This window comes from Pseudomonas sp. AGC41 (assembly GCF_057334555.1).
Map to the genome: position 1 here is coordinate 12,142 of NZ_JBHFJB010000028.1, position 14,710 is coordinate 26,851.

General features: G+C 61.3%; 12 protein-coding genes and 2 pseudogenes. 6 read left to right on the top strand and 8 right to left on the bottom strand.

What is annotated here, in order from left to right:
• Window positions 1-91 precede the first annotated feature (91 nt).
• The gene (locus tag ACE04F_RS04760) at window positions 92-1,510 is read right to left on the bottom strand and encodes a sigma-54 interaction domain-containing protein (protein ID WP_486105257.1); all 1,419 of its coding nucleotides are present in this window, start codon (window positions 1,508-1,510) and stop codon (window positions 92-94) included.
• Window positions 1,511-1,677: 167 nt separating this feature from the next.
• Here ACE04F_RS04760 and ACE04F_RS04765 point away from each other — a divergent pair, with 167 nt between their 5' ends.
• From ACE04F_RS04765 to ACE04F_RS04775, 3 genes and pseudogenes are all read left to right on the top strand, one after another.
• Window positions 1,678-1,893, top strand: coding sequence for a TIGR02450 family Trp-rich protein (locus tag ACE04F_RS04765; protein ID WP_486105258.1), 216 nt, complete (start codon window positions 1,678-1,680; stop codon window positions 1,891-1,893).
• A 150-nt stretch (window positions 1,894-2,043) separates the two neighbouring features.
• Window positions 2,044-2,823: pseudogene (locus tag ACE04F_RS04770) on the top strand (PAS domain-containing protein); the annotation flags it as partial.
• A gap of 108 nt (window positions 2,824-2,931) precedes the next feature.
• Window positions 2,932-3,378: pseudogene (locus tag ACE04F_RS04775) on the top strand (methyl-accepting chemotaxis protein); the annotation flags it as partial.
• Window positions 3,379-3,383: 5 nt separating this feature from the next.
• On the opposite strand, the gene ACE04F_RS04780 reads toward ACE04F_RS04775, so the two are convergent.
• The 6 genes from ACE04F_RS04780 to ACE04F_RS04805 form a co-directional block, all read right to left on the bottom strand.
• Window positions 3,384-4,964 carry an ABC transporter ATP-binding protein gene (locus ACE04F_RS04780; RefSeq protein WP_486105259.1) on the bottom strand — a complete coding sequence of 527 codons (1,581 nt, stop codon included), beginning with the start codon at window positions 4,962-4,964 and terminating at the stop codon, window positions 3,384-3,386.
• Between the two features lie 14 nt (window positions 4,965-4,978).
• Window positions 4,979-6,001, bottom strand: a complete 1,023-nt coding sequence (locus ACE04F_RS04785; protein ID WP_486105260.1) for an ABC transporter permease — start codon at window positions 5,999-6,001, stop codon at window positions 4,979-4,981.
• The gene (locus tag ACE04F_RS04790; RefSeq protein WP_305495286.1) at window positions 6,001-7,059 is read right to left on the bottom strand and encodes a microcin C ABC transporter permease YejB; all 1,059 of its coding nucleotides are present in this window, start codon (window positions 7,057-7,059) and stop codon (window positions 6,001-6,003) included. Before ACE04F_RS04790 ends, ACE04F_RS04785 begins: the two co-directional genes overlap by 1 nt.
• Window positions 7,059-8,927 (bottom strand): extracellular solute-binding protein, encoded by a 1,869-nt coding sequence (locus ACE04F_RS04795; RefSeq protein ID WP_486105343.1) that lies wholly within the window; start codon window positions 8,925-8,927, stop codon window positions 7,059-7,061. The genes ACE04F_RS04790 and ACE04F_RS04795 overlap by 1 nt, the downstream gene beginning before the upstream one ends.
• 129 nt (window positions 8,928-9,056) lie before the next feature.
• On the bottom strand, window positions 9,057-9,338 hold the full coding sequence (locus ACE04F_RS04800) for a peptidylprolyl isomerase (RefSeq protein WP_007912303.1): 282 nt from the start codon (window positions 9,336-9,338) through the stop codon (window positions 9,057-9,059).
• 81 nt (window positions 9,339-9,419) lie between these two features.
• Window positions 9,420-10,301 carry an esterase/lipase family protein gene (locus ACE04F_RS04805; protein WP_486105261.1) on the bottom strand — a complete coding sequence of 294 codons (882 nt, stop codon included), beginning with the start codon at window positions 10,299-10,301 and terminating at the stop codon, window positions 9,420-9,422.
• A gap of 324 nt (window positions 10,302-10,625) precedes the next feature.
• On the opposite strand from ACE04F_RS04805, the gene ACE04F_RS04810 reads away from it, so the two are divergent.
• On the top strand, window positions 10,626-11,687 hold the full coding sequence (locus ACE04F_RS04810) for a hypothetical protein (protein WP_486105262.1): 1,062 nt from the start codon (window positions 10,626-10,628) through the stop codon (window positions 11,685-11,687).
• A 39-nt stretch (window positions 11,688-11,726) separates the two neighbouring features.
• Here ACE04F_RS04810 and ACE04F_RS04815 read toward each other — a convergent pair whose 3' ends face one another.
• On the bottom strand, window positions 11,727-12,797 hold the full coding sequence (locus tag ACE04F_RS04815) for a 3-deoxy-7-phosphoheptulonate synthase (protein WP_486105263.1): 1,071 nt from the start codon (window positions 12,795-12,797) through the stop codon (window positions 11,727-11,729).
• A 712-nt stretch (window positions 12,798-13,509) separates the two neighbouring features.
• Here ACE04F_RS04815 and ACE04F_RS04820 point away from each other — a divergent pair.
• Together ACE04F_RS04820 and gacA are read left to right on the top strand one after the other, a co-directional pair.
• Entirely contained in the window at window positions 13,510-13,944 is a 435-nt protein-coding gene (locus tag ACE04F_RS04820) for a GNAT family N-acetyltransferase (protein ID WP_486105264.1), read from the top strand.
• A gap of 124 nt (window positions 13,945-14,068) precedes the next feature.
• Window positions 14,069-14,710 carry a response regulator transcription factor GacA gene (gene gacA / locus ACE04F_RS04825; protein WP_003200277.1) on the top strand — a complete coding sequence of 214 codons (642 nt, stop codon included), beginning with the start codon at window positions 14,069-14,071 and terminating at the stop codon, window positions 14,708-14,710.

A 14,710-nucleotide genomic window follows, 5' to 3' on the forward strand; every position in this document is an offset into this window, starting at 1 on the left:
ACAGAACGCTATACCTGTGGGAGCGAGCCTGCTCGCGAAGAGCGCGCAGCGCTCCAGGATCACCAGTCTAAAAAAAGAGACTTGAGTCTCTTTATTGAGACTCCGCAATCCCCAGCGCCACCATTTTCTTGTACAACGTCGATCTCCCCAGCCCCAACCGCTCGGCCGCCTCGACTACCTTGCCATCGCATTGCGCGAGGGTGGTTTCGATCAAGTGCCGGTCAAATCGAGCCCGGGCCTGGCTGAAGGTTTCCTGCGCCAATAACGGCTCCAGGCTCGGGCCTGTTGTGCGCGCAACCGGGATGAAGGTGCCGATGGCCGCGCGGATGTCAGCTGCGCTGAGCATCAGGTCGTCGCTGAGCAACGCCGCCCGTTCCAGCACGTTGCGCAATTCCCGAATGTTGCCCGGCCAGGCGTGCTGGCCCAGCAGGTCGAGGGCGTCGCGGTGCAGTTCGTGCTGGCTGCGCAGTTCTTCGAGGATCGCCTCACTCAATGCCGGCAGGTCATCCAGGCGCTCGCGCAGCGGCGGGACCTGGATCGGCAGCACGTTGAGACGGTAATAGAGATCGGCGCGGAACTCGCCGCGTTTGATTGCCGCTTCGAGGTCGGTGGAGGTCGCGGCAATGACCCGTACATCGCTCTGCAACACCTCGTTGGAGCCGACCGGTTCGTATTCCTTTTCCTGCAGTACTCGCAGCAGCTTGCTTTGCAGCGGTAGCGGCATGTCGCCGATCTCGTCGAGGAACAGCGTGCCGCCTTGGGCGATCTGCAGTTTGCCGGCGCGGCCCTTGCGGTCGGCGCCAGTGAAAGCCCCCGGCGCGGTGCCGAAGAACTCGGCTTCGAGCAGCGATTCGGGAATGGCAGCGCTGTTGATGCTGACAAACGCCTTGTGCGCCCGCGGCGAAGCACTGTGGATTGCCTGGGCCAGCAGTTCCTTGCCGGTGCCGGTTTCGCCGAGCAGCAGTACCGGCGAATCGGTGCTTGCGCTGCGTCGAGCGCGGCGCTTGACCTCAAGGCCGGCGTTGCTGGTGCCAATGAAGTGGGCAAAGTTGTACTTGGTCTGCCGCGCCCGCAGCAATGAGCGGGTGGAGGCCAGTTCTTCCTGCATGCTCAGGTAGCGCTTGAGCATCGGCGACAGGCTGCGCAACTCATCGAACAGGGCAAAGCCGATGGCGCCGATCACCGCGCCGGCACTGTCGTGGATCGGCAGGCGCATCACCACCAGCGGCTCCTTGGGGGTGTCCTGCATGTCCAGGAGGATCGGTCGGCCGGTACGCACCACCTCTCGGAGCAAGCTGCCGGGGATGACGCTTTCGCAGGCGCGGCCGATGGCCTGCTCTGCTGAATTCAGGCCGAAGCGACGGGCGTAGCGCTCGTTCATCCAGACGATATTCGCATCGCGGTCGACAATGACCGTGCCTTCGCTGGATTGCTCGATGATCTCGAATAGCGAGCGGATCGCCAGCGTGCGTACGCGCTTGTAGTCCTTGAGACTTTCGGTGGGATTCATCGGGCATTTCCACGGAGGGCGGGCTTGCAGAAGGCAGCCGGTCGTTCGGCCGCATTATGCCGGGGCAAGCAGGCTGATCCAAACTCCCTTCTGAGGCGACGTGGTTTAACTGGCAATACAAAACTTGTACAGTTGCCTCGATATGTATATGAAATTACGAGCACTCCATGAACAAATTTAATCCTCGAAAGCTCAAGCTGTCCAAGTGGACGGCATGCGCGCCGGTCAACCGAGAAAAGCATTTCCTTGTCATCCAGTTACTCAGCGATGAGCAGGGCGTGCCGATGCAAGTCGAGTTGCAGGCTGTTCACAGCGCACGCACCGAGCTTTTGGACTGGCAGGCGCTGCGGGACAGCAAGCGTTGGAAGATGGGCTGGAACTGACTCGCCAATCCCAAGGAGCAAAATTATTACTTGTACAAAAACAAAAAACTGTACAGGTTTTGGTAAGTGATGGCTTAATGGCGTCTAGCCAGGGGCATGGCCCTCAGGCGGGCCATTGCCACGCACTTAACGTCTCCGGGAGCCGCACCCATGTTCATTCGCACTCGCAAGCACCAGGACGCTTTGCACCAGATCCAGGCCAGGCAGGCGATCCTTGAAGCAGAGCGCGCGGCACTCCACGGCGCCCTGGCAGTCGTCGAGTTCACGGTAACGGGAGAGGTGCTCGGTGCCAGCCCGCTTTTTCTCGAGATGACCGGCTATTCCCTTGACGAAGTCTTGGGCAAGCATCACTCGATGTTCTGCGAACCGGCTTATGGGAGCAGTCGGGAAAACGCGGCGTTGTGGCAGCGATTGGCACGCGGCGAAAGCGCCGAGGCTCAGTTTCTGCACCTGCGGCGTACGGGCGGCGGGATTTGGGTGGAAGCAAGCTACGCCCCGGTGCGCGATCAGGGCTCGGGCGTGCAGCGCGTGGTCCAGCTGGTGCGCAACAGCCATGAGCGCGTGCTTCGCGCCCGGGCCGAGTCCAGCGTCATGCAGGCGATCGACCGCTCGATGGCGGTCATCGAGTTTGACCTGAGCGGAACCGTGGTGCGCGCCAATGAGAATTTCCTCAAGGTGATGGGGTACCGAAGCGAAGAGGTGCTCGGCCAGCACCACCGCGTGTTTTGCAATCCCAGCGAAGTGCAGGACGAAGCCTATCGCGGCTTTTGGGCCGCGCTGAACCGTGGCCAATACATGAGCGGGTTGTTCCAGCGTGTCGACAAACGAGGCGCGACGGTCTGGCTGCAAGCGACGTACAACCCGCTCTACGACGCCAATGGTCGTTTATATGGCGTGGTCAAGTTCGCCACTGACAGCACTCGCGAAGTCGAGCAGCGCCAAACTGAATCAAAAGCGGCGCGACTGGCCTTCGAAACGTCGCGCAAAACCGATGAGCACACTCAGCTGGGCACCTCGGTTGTCCAGCAGACCGTGACGGTGGTGCAGAGCATCGCTGATGAATTGCAGCAGGTCGCCATGGGCATTGGCGCGTTGAGCGCCCAGTCCGAAGAAATCGGCAGCATCGTCGACGCCATCCGGGGAATCGCCGAGCAGACCAACCTGCTGGCACTCAATGCCGCCATCGAAGCGGCTCGGGCCGGGGAGCAAGGCCGTGGTTTTGCGGTGGTCGCCGATGAGGTGCGCAACCTTGCGCGCCGCACCAGCCAGGCCACCGTGGCCATCTCCGACGTGGTCGGCAAGAACCGCGAACTGGCCAGGCAGGCGGTGACCAGCATGCAATCCAGCACGCTCAAGGCAGAGCAGGGCGTGAAGTTGGCAAACCAGGCGGGCACGGTCATTCTGGATATTCATCGCGGTGCGCAACAGGTGGTCGAGGTCATCGGCGAGTTTGCCCACGCCATGGACCAGCGCGGCGACGCCTGATCGCGTCACGCCGTCCCGGGATGCGCCGCCGCCAACAGCTCCTGGGTATAAGGGTGGCGGGGCGAGTCGAATACGTCGTGGCTGGCGCCTTGCTCGACGACCTTGCCGTCCTTGATCACGATCAAGTCATGGGCCAGGGCTCGCACGACCGCCAGGTCGTGGCTGATGAACAGGTAGGTCAAGCCGTGTTTTTCCTGGAGCTGGCGGAGCAGGGCGACCACTTGTTTCTGCACCGTGCGATCCAGCGCCGAAGTTGGTTCGTCCAGCAGGATCAGCGCGGGCTTGAGCACCAGCGCCCGGGCGATGGCGATGCGCTGGCGTTGGCCGCCGGAAAACTCGTGCGGGTACCGATGCCGGCTCTGCGGGTCGAGGCCGACTTCCTTGAGCGCCTGGATCACCTGAGATTCGCATTGCTCGGCGCTGGATCTGCTGTGGACCTCCAGGCCTTCGCTGATGATCTGCTGCACCGACATTCGTGGGCTGAGACTGCCAAACGGGTCCTGGAAGACGATCTGCATCTGCTTGCGCCAAGGCCGCAGTTCTTTTTGCGATAACTGATCCAGGGCTGCGCCGCTGAAACGGATGCTGCCTTCGGATTCGATCAACCGCAGGATCGCCTGGCCGAGCGTGGACTTGCCGGAACCGGATTCGCCAACAATGCCCAGGGTCTTGCCGCGCTGGATACTCAGGCTGATGCCATCCACGGCGCGCAGGTATTGCTTGCGCCGCAACAGCCCGCCACCGATGGGGAAGCTGACCCGCAAATCCTCAACCTGCAACACGTCTTCCCGCTCGTCCCGGGGCAGGGCTTCGCCTTCCGGCTCGGCGTGCAGCAGTTCGCAGCTGTAGGGGTGTTGCGGTGCGCTGAACAACGTTTCGCATGGCGCCTGTTCGACGATTTCTCCCGCCTTCATCACGCACACCCGCTGGGCGATGCTGCGCACCAGGTTGAGGTCATGGCTGATCAGCAGCAGGGACATGCCGAGCCGCTGCTGCAATGACTTGAGCAGCAGGAGAATCTTGCGTTGCACCGTCACGTCCAGGGCGGTGGTCGGCTCGTCGGCAATCAGCAACTCCGGTTCGCAGGCCAGGGCCATGGCGATCATGACCCGCTGGCGCTGACCGCCCGATAGTTGGTGGGGATAGGCCTTGAGCCGTTCGGCCGGGTTCTGGATACCCACCAGGTCGAGCAGTTCCAGGATACGCTGACGCGCCGCTTTGCCGCCCAATCCCTTGTGCAGCATCAATGTCTCGCCAATCTGTTTTTCGACGCTGTGCAATGGATTCAGCGACGTCATCGGCTCCTGGAAAATCATTGCGATCCGATTGCCGCGCAACTCACGCAAGGTCTTGGCCGCGGCGCCCACCAGTTCCTGGCCTCGATAGCGAATGCTGCCGGTGGTGCATGCGCCGCTGTCGGTCAGCAATTGCAGAATCGAGTGAGCCGTCACCGACTTGCCTGAGCCGGATTCGCCCACCAGGGCCAGGCATTCGCCAGGGCGGATATCCAGGCACAGGTCGCGCACTACCGGCAGGTCGTTGAAGGCCACGTTCAGGTTGCGGATTTCGATCAGGTTGTCGCTCATCTAAAAGCTCCGTTTCAAGACCGGGGATCAAAGGCGTCGCGCAACGCCTCGCCAATGAACACCAGCAGCGACAGAATCAGTGCCAGGGTGAAAAACGCCGTCAAACCCAGCCACGGCGCCTGCAGGTTCTGTTTGCCCTGGGCAATCAACTCCCCCAGGGACGCGCTGCCGGCCGGCATGCCGAAGCCAAGAAAGTCCAGGGCCGTCAGGGTGGATATCGCGCCGGTGAGGATGAACGGCAGGTAACTCAAGGTCGCGTTCATGGCGTTGGGCAGGATGTGCCGCACGATCACCTTGCGGTCGGTCAGGCCCAAGGCCCTTGCCGCTTTCACGTACTCCAGGTTGCGCCCGCGCAGGAACTCGGCGCGCACCACGTCCACCAACGCCAGCCAGGAGAACAGCGCCATGATCCCCAGCAGCCACCAGAAATTCGGTTCCACGAAACCGGACAGGATGATCAGCAGGTAAAGCACCGGCAACCCGGACCAGACTTCCAGCAGGCGTTGCCCGAGCAGATCCACCCAGCCGCCGTAATAACCCTGCAAGGCGCCGGCGGTAATCCCGATCAGCGCACTGATGGCGGTCAAGGCCAGGGCGAACAGGATCGACACCCGTGCGCCGAAGATCACTCGCGCCAGGACATCACGGGCCTGATCATCGGTGCCCAGCCAGTTGACCGTCGACGGCGGGCTTGGCGCCGGCTGGTTGAGGTCGTAGTTGGGCGTGTCGTCGCTGAAAGGAATGGGCGGGAAGAGCAGCCAGCCGCCGTCCTTGTGAATCAGGTTTTGTACATAGTTGCTGCGATAGTCGGCCTGGAACGGTAGCTGGCCGCCAAATTGTTGTTCGGTGTAGCGTTTGAAAACCGGGAAGTACAGCGAGCCCTGGTAGCTCACCACCCATGGCTTGTCGTTGGCGATCAGTTCACCGCCCAGGGTCAGGGCGAACAGGCCGATGAACAGCCACAGTGACCACCAGCCACGACGGTTTTTCTTGAAGCGTTCGAAACGCCGCCGGCCCAAGGGCGAAAAATTGAACATCAGGCGTTCCTCGCGGCGAAGTCGATACGCGGGTCCACCAGGGTGTAGCAGAGGTCACCGATGAGTTTTATCAGCAGGCCGAACAGGGTGAAAATGAAAAGCGAGCCGAACACCACCGGATAGTCTCGGGACACCGCGGCTTCGTAACTCATGCGCCCCAGGCCATCGAGGGAGAAAATCACCTCGATCAGCAACGAGCCGGCGAAGAACACGCTGATGAATGCCTGGGGAATGCCCGAAACTACCAGCAGCATCGCGTTGCGAAACACGTGGCCGTACAACACACGCCGTTCGCTCATGCCTTTGGCCCGTGCCGTCACCACGTATTGACGGGTGATTTCGTTGAGAAACGAATTTTTGGTCAGGATCGTCAGGGTGGCAAAGCCGCCGATGACCAGCGAGGTGACGGGCAGCACCAGGTGCCAGAAGTAATCGGCGATCTTGCCCAGCGTCGATAATGATTCGAAGTTGTCCGACACCAGCCCGCGCACCGGGAACCAGTTGAGCGAGGTGCCGCCGGCGAACATCACGATCAGGAACATGGCGAACAGGAACGCCGGCATTGCATAACCGATGATGATCGCGGTGCTGCTCCATACATCGAACGCCGAACCGTGGTGCACGGCTTTGCGAATGCCCAGCGGAATCGACACCAGGTAGGTGATCAGCGTCGCCCAGAGCCCGAGGGAAATGGTCACCGGCATCTTTTCCAGGATCAGGTCGGTGACCGTGGCGCCGCGGAAAAAGCTCTTGCCGAAATCCAGGCGGGCGTAGCTGGTGAGCATCAGCCACAGGCGTTCATGGGCGGGCTTGTCGAAACCGTATTGTTTCTCGATGTCCTTGATCAGTTGCGGGTCCAGGCCACGGCTCGCGCGCGAGCTGCCGGCCATTGCATTACCCGAACTGCCGACACTGGTGCCGCCGATACCTTGCAGGTGGGCGATGGCCTGTTCGACCGGCCCGCCCGGTGCGGCCTGCACGATCACGAAGTTGACCAGCAAGATGATCACCAGCGTCGGGATGATCAGCAGCAGGCGCCGTGCAATATAAGCCCACATCAATGATGCCCTCCGGGTGCGCTGCGCTTGATGCGTTCGGCGGTCATCTGTTCGTTGGTCAACGGCGTGGTGCTGACTTCCCACCAGCTTTCGATGGCTTCGTCATTGCTGGCCTGGACCTTCGGCATACCGAAGCGATTCCACCACACGGTCGAGCTGCCTGGCGGGTAGTAGTTGGGGATCCAGTAGTAATTCCATTGCAGTACCCGGTCCAGGGCGTGGGCATGGCGGAGCATGTCGCTCTGGGTAGTGGCCTTGACCAGGCCGTCGATGAGGGTATCCACGGCTGGGTTCTGCAAGGCCATGTAGTTGTTTGCACCCGGATCGTTGGCGGCCGCCGAGCCGAAGTAATTGTAGAGTTCCATGCCGGGAGAGGTACTCACGGGATAACCGGTGATGATCATGTCGTAGTCGCGACTCATCAGTCGGTTGACGTACTGGGACGAGTCGATGCGCCGAATGCTCATGTCGATGCCGATCTGCGCCAGGGTCCGCTTGTAGGGCAACAGCAGACGGTCGATACCGTTCTGGGTGTTGAGGAACGTGAAGCTCAGGGGCTCGCCTTCGGCATTCACCAACCGGTCGCCGTGGGGCTTCCAACCGGCCTGTTCGAGCAGCGCCAGGGCTTGCAGCTGTTTGTCACGGATTACGCCGCTGCCGTCGGTTTTTGGTGCCTCGAATACCTGCGTGAACACCTCATCCGGGACTTTGCCGCGCAATGGTTCGAGGATCGCCAGTTCCGCCGGATCGGGCAGTTGCCGAGCGGCGAGGTCGGTGTTGGAAAAGAAGCTCTGCTGACGCACATAGGCATTGCGCATCATCTGGCGATTGCTCCATTCGAAATCCCAGAGCATGGCCAGCGCCTGGCGTACGCGGCGGTCCTGGAACTGCGGGCGTTGCAGGTTGAACACGAAGCCCTGTGCCGGCTGAGGCGCGTCGGTGGCGAGGTGGGCCTTTTGCAGGCGCCCGTCGCGCAGGGCCGGGCTGTCGTAACCGATGGCAAAACCGGTGGCGGAGAACTCGCGGTTGTAGTCGTAGGCGCCGCCACGCAAGACCTGCCGGGCCACATCGGTGTCGCCGAAATATTCAATGCTGAAATGGTCGAAATTATACAAGCCGCGACTGACCGGCAGGTCCTTACCCCACCAGTCCGCATTGCGTTCGAATGTGATGCTGCGACCCGAGTCGACTTTGCTCACCCGGTACGGACCGCTGCCCAGCGGGGCTTCGTAGCCGCCGCCATTGGCGAAGTCACGGGTTTTCCACCAATGCTCGGGGAACACCGGCAGGGTGGCGATATCCAGTGGTAGCGTGCGGTTCTCGTTGTTCTTGAAATCAAAACGAACGCTGCGAGGCGACTCCACCACGACGCCTTTGACCGCGGCGAACTGTGTGCGATAGCGCAGGCTGCCCTGGGTCATCAGCAGCTCGAAGCTGTAGCGCACGTCCCCGGCGGTAATGGGTTTGCCGTCGGCGAAGCGGGCCTTGGGGTTGAGGTAGAAGCGCAGCGACAGACCGTCCTCGGCACGCTCCATTTTCTCGGCCACCAGGCCGTAGACGGTGTAGGGCTCGTCCAGCGAACGCTGGGCCAGCGGCGAATAGAGCATGCCGTCGACCTGGCTGACACCGATGCCTTTGTCGATATAGGGCAGGATATGGTCGAAATGGCCGATCTCGATGGCCGAGCGGCGCATCGTGCCGCCCTTGGGGGCCTGGGGATTGGCATAGGCAAAGTGGCCGAAGCCTTCGGCGTACTTGGCCGGCTCGCCATAAACAGTCAGGGCATGTTTGGGGGCGGCGCTCACACCGGCGGCGCCTGTCAGCAGGACCACGGCAGTGAGTAGCCAGGAGGGAAACGCCAGTCGCATTGTCAGCCTTAGAGCCGGGTGATCGATGACCAGGATTTGTACGCGAGCGGCGCGCTCATCGCCAGCCCCTCGCATCATGCAAACATGACGGCCCACCAAAGGGCGGGCCGTCATGTCGATAAACCGGGATCAGTCCTGGCGGCTGGTGACTTCCAGCAGGTGGTAGCCAAACTGGGTCTTGACCGGGCCCTGGACCACATTGATCGGGGCGCTGAACACCACGGTGTCGAACTCCTTGACCATCTGGCCTGGACCGAACGAGCCCAGGTCACCGCCCTGACGGCTGGACGGGCAAGTGGAGTTTGCCTTGGCGACTTCGGCAAAATCAGCGCCGCCTTCGATCTGGGCCTTGAGTTCGTTGCACTTGTCTTCGCTGGATACCAGGATGTGGCGGGCAGTGGCTTTGGCCATGGGAAATCTCCTTCAGTGTTTTCAAAGCGTCCAGCCTACCGGAATCAGTAGGGCTTTGTTGTCAAAAATGCGACGTGTCGATCAGAGTCCGACGATTCGCAAACGCTCGGCGTGCCTTATATAGAGCGCTACCGGGTCTGTTCCCTTGCGGTGTCCACTGGCGTTCGGGTGGTTGATGGCGTGCAAGTGGTCCAGTGGGTAATCGGAGCGAATGACCTTGCCCAAGTGGGAGCTGAAGCGTCCAACGATGCCATCGTTCTGCCCAGCCTCGGTAATGAAGTATTCGGAAAAGGCCCGGCAGAAATCATGCAGCGGGCCTGCTGCGGGGGAGGGTTCGCCTGGCGTGTCTTGAAGCGTGCCGCTCCACGAGTAGTAGCGAACGCCGTTGACCCGTTGCGGACCGTTACCGCCCCAGTTTCGGGGCAGGCCCTGGGGGTATCGGTCGTTGAACGCGCCCACGCTTTCCGTCGACAGTGCCGCCAGCGCCGCGATGGCGTTCTGTGGAAGCCGGGCCTGGCCGCTGAGTGCCGAGATGAAGTCGGCGAAAAGTGTCGCGACCCGGTTCGCCACATGCTCCGGCAACCGCCCGGGAGTCAGGGCCTTGCGCAGGAAGTCGGCCAGTTCCGAGCCCTGGTTGGGGCCGCTGACCGACGTGACCGAGGCGACTCGTTCGGGCGCTATTGCCCCTGCATAACGGGCTGCCAGCGCACCTTGGCCATGCCCGATCAAATTGACCTTGGTGGAGCCGGTTCCTTTCAGGACCCGGTCGATCTGCTTCAGCAGTTGTTCACCGCGGGCTTCATTGCAATGGGTAGCCGACAGGTACGGGATGAACACTCGCGCGCCGGCGGTGCGCAGAGCCTGTTTGACGTTTTGAAAGAGCCCGAAGGAGCCGATCCTGTCGAACCCGAACAAACCATGGACCAGCAGGATGGGAAAGTGAGTATTTGCATTCCGTTGCATGTTCATACCTTTTTCGAAGAGGTTCACCTGGATTTGCCGCCACCACTCTAATGCAGGCAACAAGCGAGCGGTGTAGGACCAAACCGCGGCAAGCCAGCGAAACTGGAATAGAAGAAGCAGGAAGACTCGCCTGCAACGCGGACGATGGCGAAGGTTCCGGAACACTTCCGATAGTGGTCGCGGCTGGCAGCTACAACATCAGGCGCAACAGCCCACCGACCGTGGTCGACTTGTCTGACTGCGCATTTGTCGCGGGCGGGTTCAAATGGCTTCACCGGCGCCGTGATGTGAACGGCGCCTTCTCCAAAGGACTGGAACGTGAAAATGAAAACTTACCCATCGACGCAGGAGCGTAGCGACCCATGCTGCGCGAGACTGCCCGCGCCTTCCCTGACGAAGGCCAGGGGTGGTGTGGTGGATCCGGCCTGGAACAAGGCCGTGGTCACTATCAAGCCGTATCCGACGATGACGAGCGGTGATGAAGTGCGGCTGCGTTGGCATGGACTCAATAACGAAGGCGACCCCTACCGGCATGAAACCAGCAGATTTATTACCGAACGGCAGGTCGGACGGGACGTGGTGTTTGTTGTTCGCGAACCGCATATCGCTGAGCTCGACGGTGGATCGCTGGAGGTCTCCTACCAGGTCGCCGGAAAGTGGATTCCCGGCGTGCTAGTGTCCCAGGCCTTGCAGCTTGAAGTTGGCGACACGCCCGAGCTGTTGTTGCCGCCGATTGCCGATGATGCGGTGGGCGGCAGCCTTGATCCCGCCCGGGTGCCGGAAGGGACGCGGGTGACCATTCGGCCCTATTCCAGGATGGCGCTTGGCGATCGGCTGGCCTTGAGTATCTGCCAGGATAACAAGGCGCTTTGGCACGACGTGCTGCACATTGAGAAGCATATGTTGGGACGTGAAGTGTCATTCTGGATCGACCCTGTACACATTGCCCCGTATGTCGGCCGCAGGCTGAGCCTGGTCTACGTTGTCAGGCATGGCCGCTCGGCACGCCAGGCCGAGTCATTGTCCGTGAATATCGGCCCCTTGGTGCGCCCTGCGCTGAAGGCGCCTCGGGTAACTGGATTGAACGAAGGAGTGCTCGACATCGAAACGCTGCAAGGTCCGGTGACGGTGGTCATCGATGGCGCTGGGTTGGCAGCGGGCGAATGGGTCGGTCTGCAATGCAATGGGACCTACACCCATGTGCAGGACCGGGAAATCTCCGAGGCGATGGTCGGCCAACCGCTTGTATTCGAGGTGCCGGCCGCATATTGGCAGGAGCAGCGAAACCGGTCGGTGCGACTGTTCTATCAAGTCGAAAGACTCGACGATGTCAGCCAGCGGTCTGTGGAGATCACCATCGAGGTGCGTACCCGGACGCCCGGTTGAGCGGGGCCCTCCCTTCACGGAGGGCCCCTATCAGATGGGTCAGGCCTGCACTCGCAACTTGCGATCGGCCTGGCGCAGCAGTTGCTCGGTGGCCTCCCAGCCAAGGCATCCATCGGTCACCGATACGCCGTAGCGCATCGTCGGCCCCAATGGTTGGCAACCCTCAAACAGATGGCTTTCCAGCATCATGCCAATGAGGGCGCGGTTCCCGTGCAGACGCTGTTCCAATACGTCATGGAACACCTGCGGCTGGCGCAACGGGTCCTTGCCGCTGTTGGCATGGCTGCAATCGACCATGATCCGGGCCGGGATCTTGAGGCGGGTGAGGTCGTCATGAATCCGCGCAACGCTCTGGCGATCGTAGTTCGGCCCGCGATGGCCGCCGCGCAGCACCAGGTGAGTGTCGGGGTTGCCCTGGGTCTGGACGATCGCCGGGTGCCCCTGGCTGTCCATTCCGAAGTGTCGATGAGGGTGAGCGGCGGAGCGCATGGCGTCGCAGGCGATGCCGACCCCGCCGTCCGTGCCGTTCTTGAAACCGACTGGCATGCCCAGGCCGCTGGCCATTTCCCGGTGAATCTGCGATTCCGTGGTCCGGGCACCGATGGCGACCCAACTGAGCAGATCGTCGAAGTAGCCAGCGGCCATGGGCTGCAGCAATTCCGTGGCGATCGGCAGGCCGAGTCGCAGCATCTCTCTCATCAGTTCCCGGGACAGGTTCAAGCCGGCAGCCATGTCGTCACTGCCGTCGAGGTCGGGGTCGTAGGCCAGGCCTTTCCAGCCGACGGTGGTGCGCGGCTTTTCGACATAGGCGCGCATGACCAGCAGCATGCTGTCGCTCACTTCGTGGGCGAGGCGCGCCAGGTTGGCGGCGTATTCGAGCGCAGACGCTGGATCGTGGATCGAGCAGGGGCCGACGATGACCAGCAAGCGGGAGTCTTCGCCGTCGAGGATCGCGCGCACCGCTCGGCGATGGGTCTCGACCTGTTGACTCAACGCAGTGGCGAGCGGCAATTGCTGTTTGAGCTGCAGAGCGCTTGGCAGACGCAGGGTCAGCGCTTCATTGGCAGGCGTGAGGGTGGACAGTGGCAAAGCAGAAACGGACGAATTCATGATCTGGCTTCCTGGGCGAGCGGCGGGTTCGTTCCCGCGCGCCGGCCCTATAGGGGTGTTCGACAATTGGCCGTGATGGCCGGCAGTGAAGACATGCCACCGGTAGGTGACCGATCGGAGGCGGCAGGCTGTCCCGAGCGGTGGCTGGTAAATCGCCAGGCGGCAAAACTGTCGTAACGGTAATAAGTGGCGTAGTTCATGGTTCGATCCTCAAGTTGTCTGGTGCTGCAATTGTCTGGGGCCTGAAAAAACAAAACCCCCGGTCGGGAGGCCGACCGGGGGTTTGGAAAACTCTGGTAGGCGACCCGTTTTAAATGGGCGCCGGTTGGGTATCAGGCGCGCCAGTGGCTAAACCAATACCCAAAATAAAAGCTGACCGGAGTCTGGACACTGTTCAGCCGGGCAGCCGCAACCGAGCGCGGGGCGCTGGCGGTGTGAAGCTGTGCAAGGGCGTTGAACATGGTCTGTCTCCGATGAATGACCCGCAGCTTACTAGAGCGCGGCGCGCTGGTTCAATAAGAAAATCCTATCGGCTTGATGACACCGTTCACGCCGCTTGAGTCCGGTGGGCTTTGTGACAAACTCAGCCCCTGCACTTTCTGCCAAGGACAAACCATGAGCCGAGCCTTCGCCGCAGTTCTGATGGCCAATGATGGCTTGCCCCGGGCTAACCGCTGGGTAGGGCAGGTGGTGCCACTTTGACGAGGTTTACATGATTTTCGAATGGCGCCCGGCTGAATTCGATGATATCGAATTCGCCCGACAACTGACGTGCAGCAATATGCTTGCCTATTATCTGCGTCATGATTTGCTATGGCAGGACGAAGCATTTGATCTGGCCTGGGTGATTCGCCAGAACTGGATCATCCATCGGGGCGAGCAGGCGCTGGGTTTCGTCAGCCTCAGCCGCGACGCTCGTGCGCTGTATATCCGCGAATTGCAGATCGACAAGGCGTTCCATGGGCAGGGGGCGGGAACTTGGGCGATCGGACAGGTCTGGACGATGGTGGCGCTGGAGCGTCGCCCAGCTTTGCGTCTGACGGTGTTCAAGGATAATCCGGCCAGGGAGCTCTACGAGCGCCTGGGGCTGCGCGTCGTCGGCGAGGATGAATGTTTTCTAAGGATGCAGCGGGACGTCGCCGCTTGAGGTTTCGGATGTCGGGTCAGGAAGATTGTTGTAACTTTTATCTGCCCCTTTGCGCTAGGTCTGTCGAATGCTTTTTGCTAAGGTGTGAGGCAACCCATACAAGACCAAATCGTGAGGTGTCTGCTTGATTAGGGTGTTAGTGGTCGACGACCATGATCTCGTCCGTACGGGCATCACACGGATGCTGGCTGACATCGATGGCCTGCAAGTGGTTGGCCAGGCCGAATCCGGGGAAGAATCCCTGATCAAGGCGCGTGAATTGAAACCCGATGTGGTGCTGATGGACGTCAAGATGCCGGGCATCGGCGGCCTCGAAGCCACGCGTAAACTGCTGCGCAGCCATCCGGACATCAAGGTTGTCGCGGTGACTGTCTGTGAAGAAGACCCGTTCCCGACCCGGCTGCTGCAAGCGGGCGCGGCGGGTTACCTGACCAAGGGCGCCGGCTTGAACGAGATGGTCCAGGCCATCCGCCTGGTGTTTGCCGGCCAGCGCTATATCAGCCCGCAGATCGCCCAGCAACTGGCGATCAAGTCTTTCCAACCGACCAACGACTCGCCCTTCGATGCGTTGTCCGAGCGGGAAATCCAGATTGCGCTGATGATCGTCGGCTGCCAGAAGGTCCAGATCATTTCCGATAAGCTCTGCCTGTCACCCAAGACCGTCAATACCTACCGTTACCGTATCTTCGAAAAGCTTTCGATCAGCAGTGATGTCGAGTTGACGCTGCTGGCGGTGCGACACGGCATGGTCGATGCCAGCGCCTGA

Bases quoted from the DNA above. Each gene is read 5' to 3' on its own strand.
- ACE04F_RS04760 (WP_486105257.1), bottom strand. From the start codon at position 1,510: ATGAATCCCACCGAAAGTCTCAAGGACTACAAGCGCGTACGCACGCTG.
- ACE04F_RS04765 (WP_486105258.1), top strand. From the start codon at position 1,678: ATGAACAAATTTAATCCTCGAAAGCTCAAGCTGTCCAAGTGGACGGCA.
- ACE04F_RS04780 (WP_486105259.1), bottom strand. From the start codon at position 4,964: ATGAGCGACAACCTGATCGAAATCCGCAACCTGAACGTGGCCTTCAAC.
- ACE04F_RS04785 (WP_486105260.1), bottom strand. From the start codon at position 6,001: ATGTTCAATTTTTCGCCCTTGGGCCGGCGGCGTTTCGAACGCTTCAAG.
- ACE04F_RS04790 (WP_305495286.1), bottom strand. From the start codon at position 7,059: ATGTGGGCTTATATTGCACGGCGCCTGCTGCTGATCATCCCGACGCTG.
- ACE04F_RS04795 (WP_486105343.1), bottom strand. From the start codon at position 8,927: ATGCGACTGGCGTTTCCCTCCTGGCTACTCACTGCCGTGGTCCTGCTG.
- ACE04F_RS04800 (WP_007912303.1), bottom strand. From the start codon at position 9,338: ATGGCCAAAGCCACTGCCCGCCACATCCTGGTATCCAGCGAAGACAAG.
- ACE04F_RS04805 (WP_486105261.1), bottom strand. From the start codon at position 10,301: ATGCAACGGAATGCAAATACTCACTTTCCCATCCTGCTGGTCCATGGT.
- ACE04F_RS04810 (WP_486105262.1), top strand. From the start codon at position 10,626: ATGAAAACTTACCCATCGACGCAGGAGCGTAGCGACCCATGCTGCGCG.
- ACE04F_RS04815 (WP_486105263.1), bottom strand. From the start codon at position 12,797: ATGAATTCGTCCGTTTCTGCTTTGCCACTGTCCACCCTCACGCCTGCC.
- ACE04F_RS04820 (WP_486105264.1), top strand. From the start codon at position 13,510: ATGATTTTCGAATGGCGCCCGGCTGAATTCGATGATATCGAATTCGCC.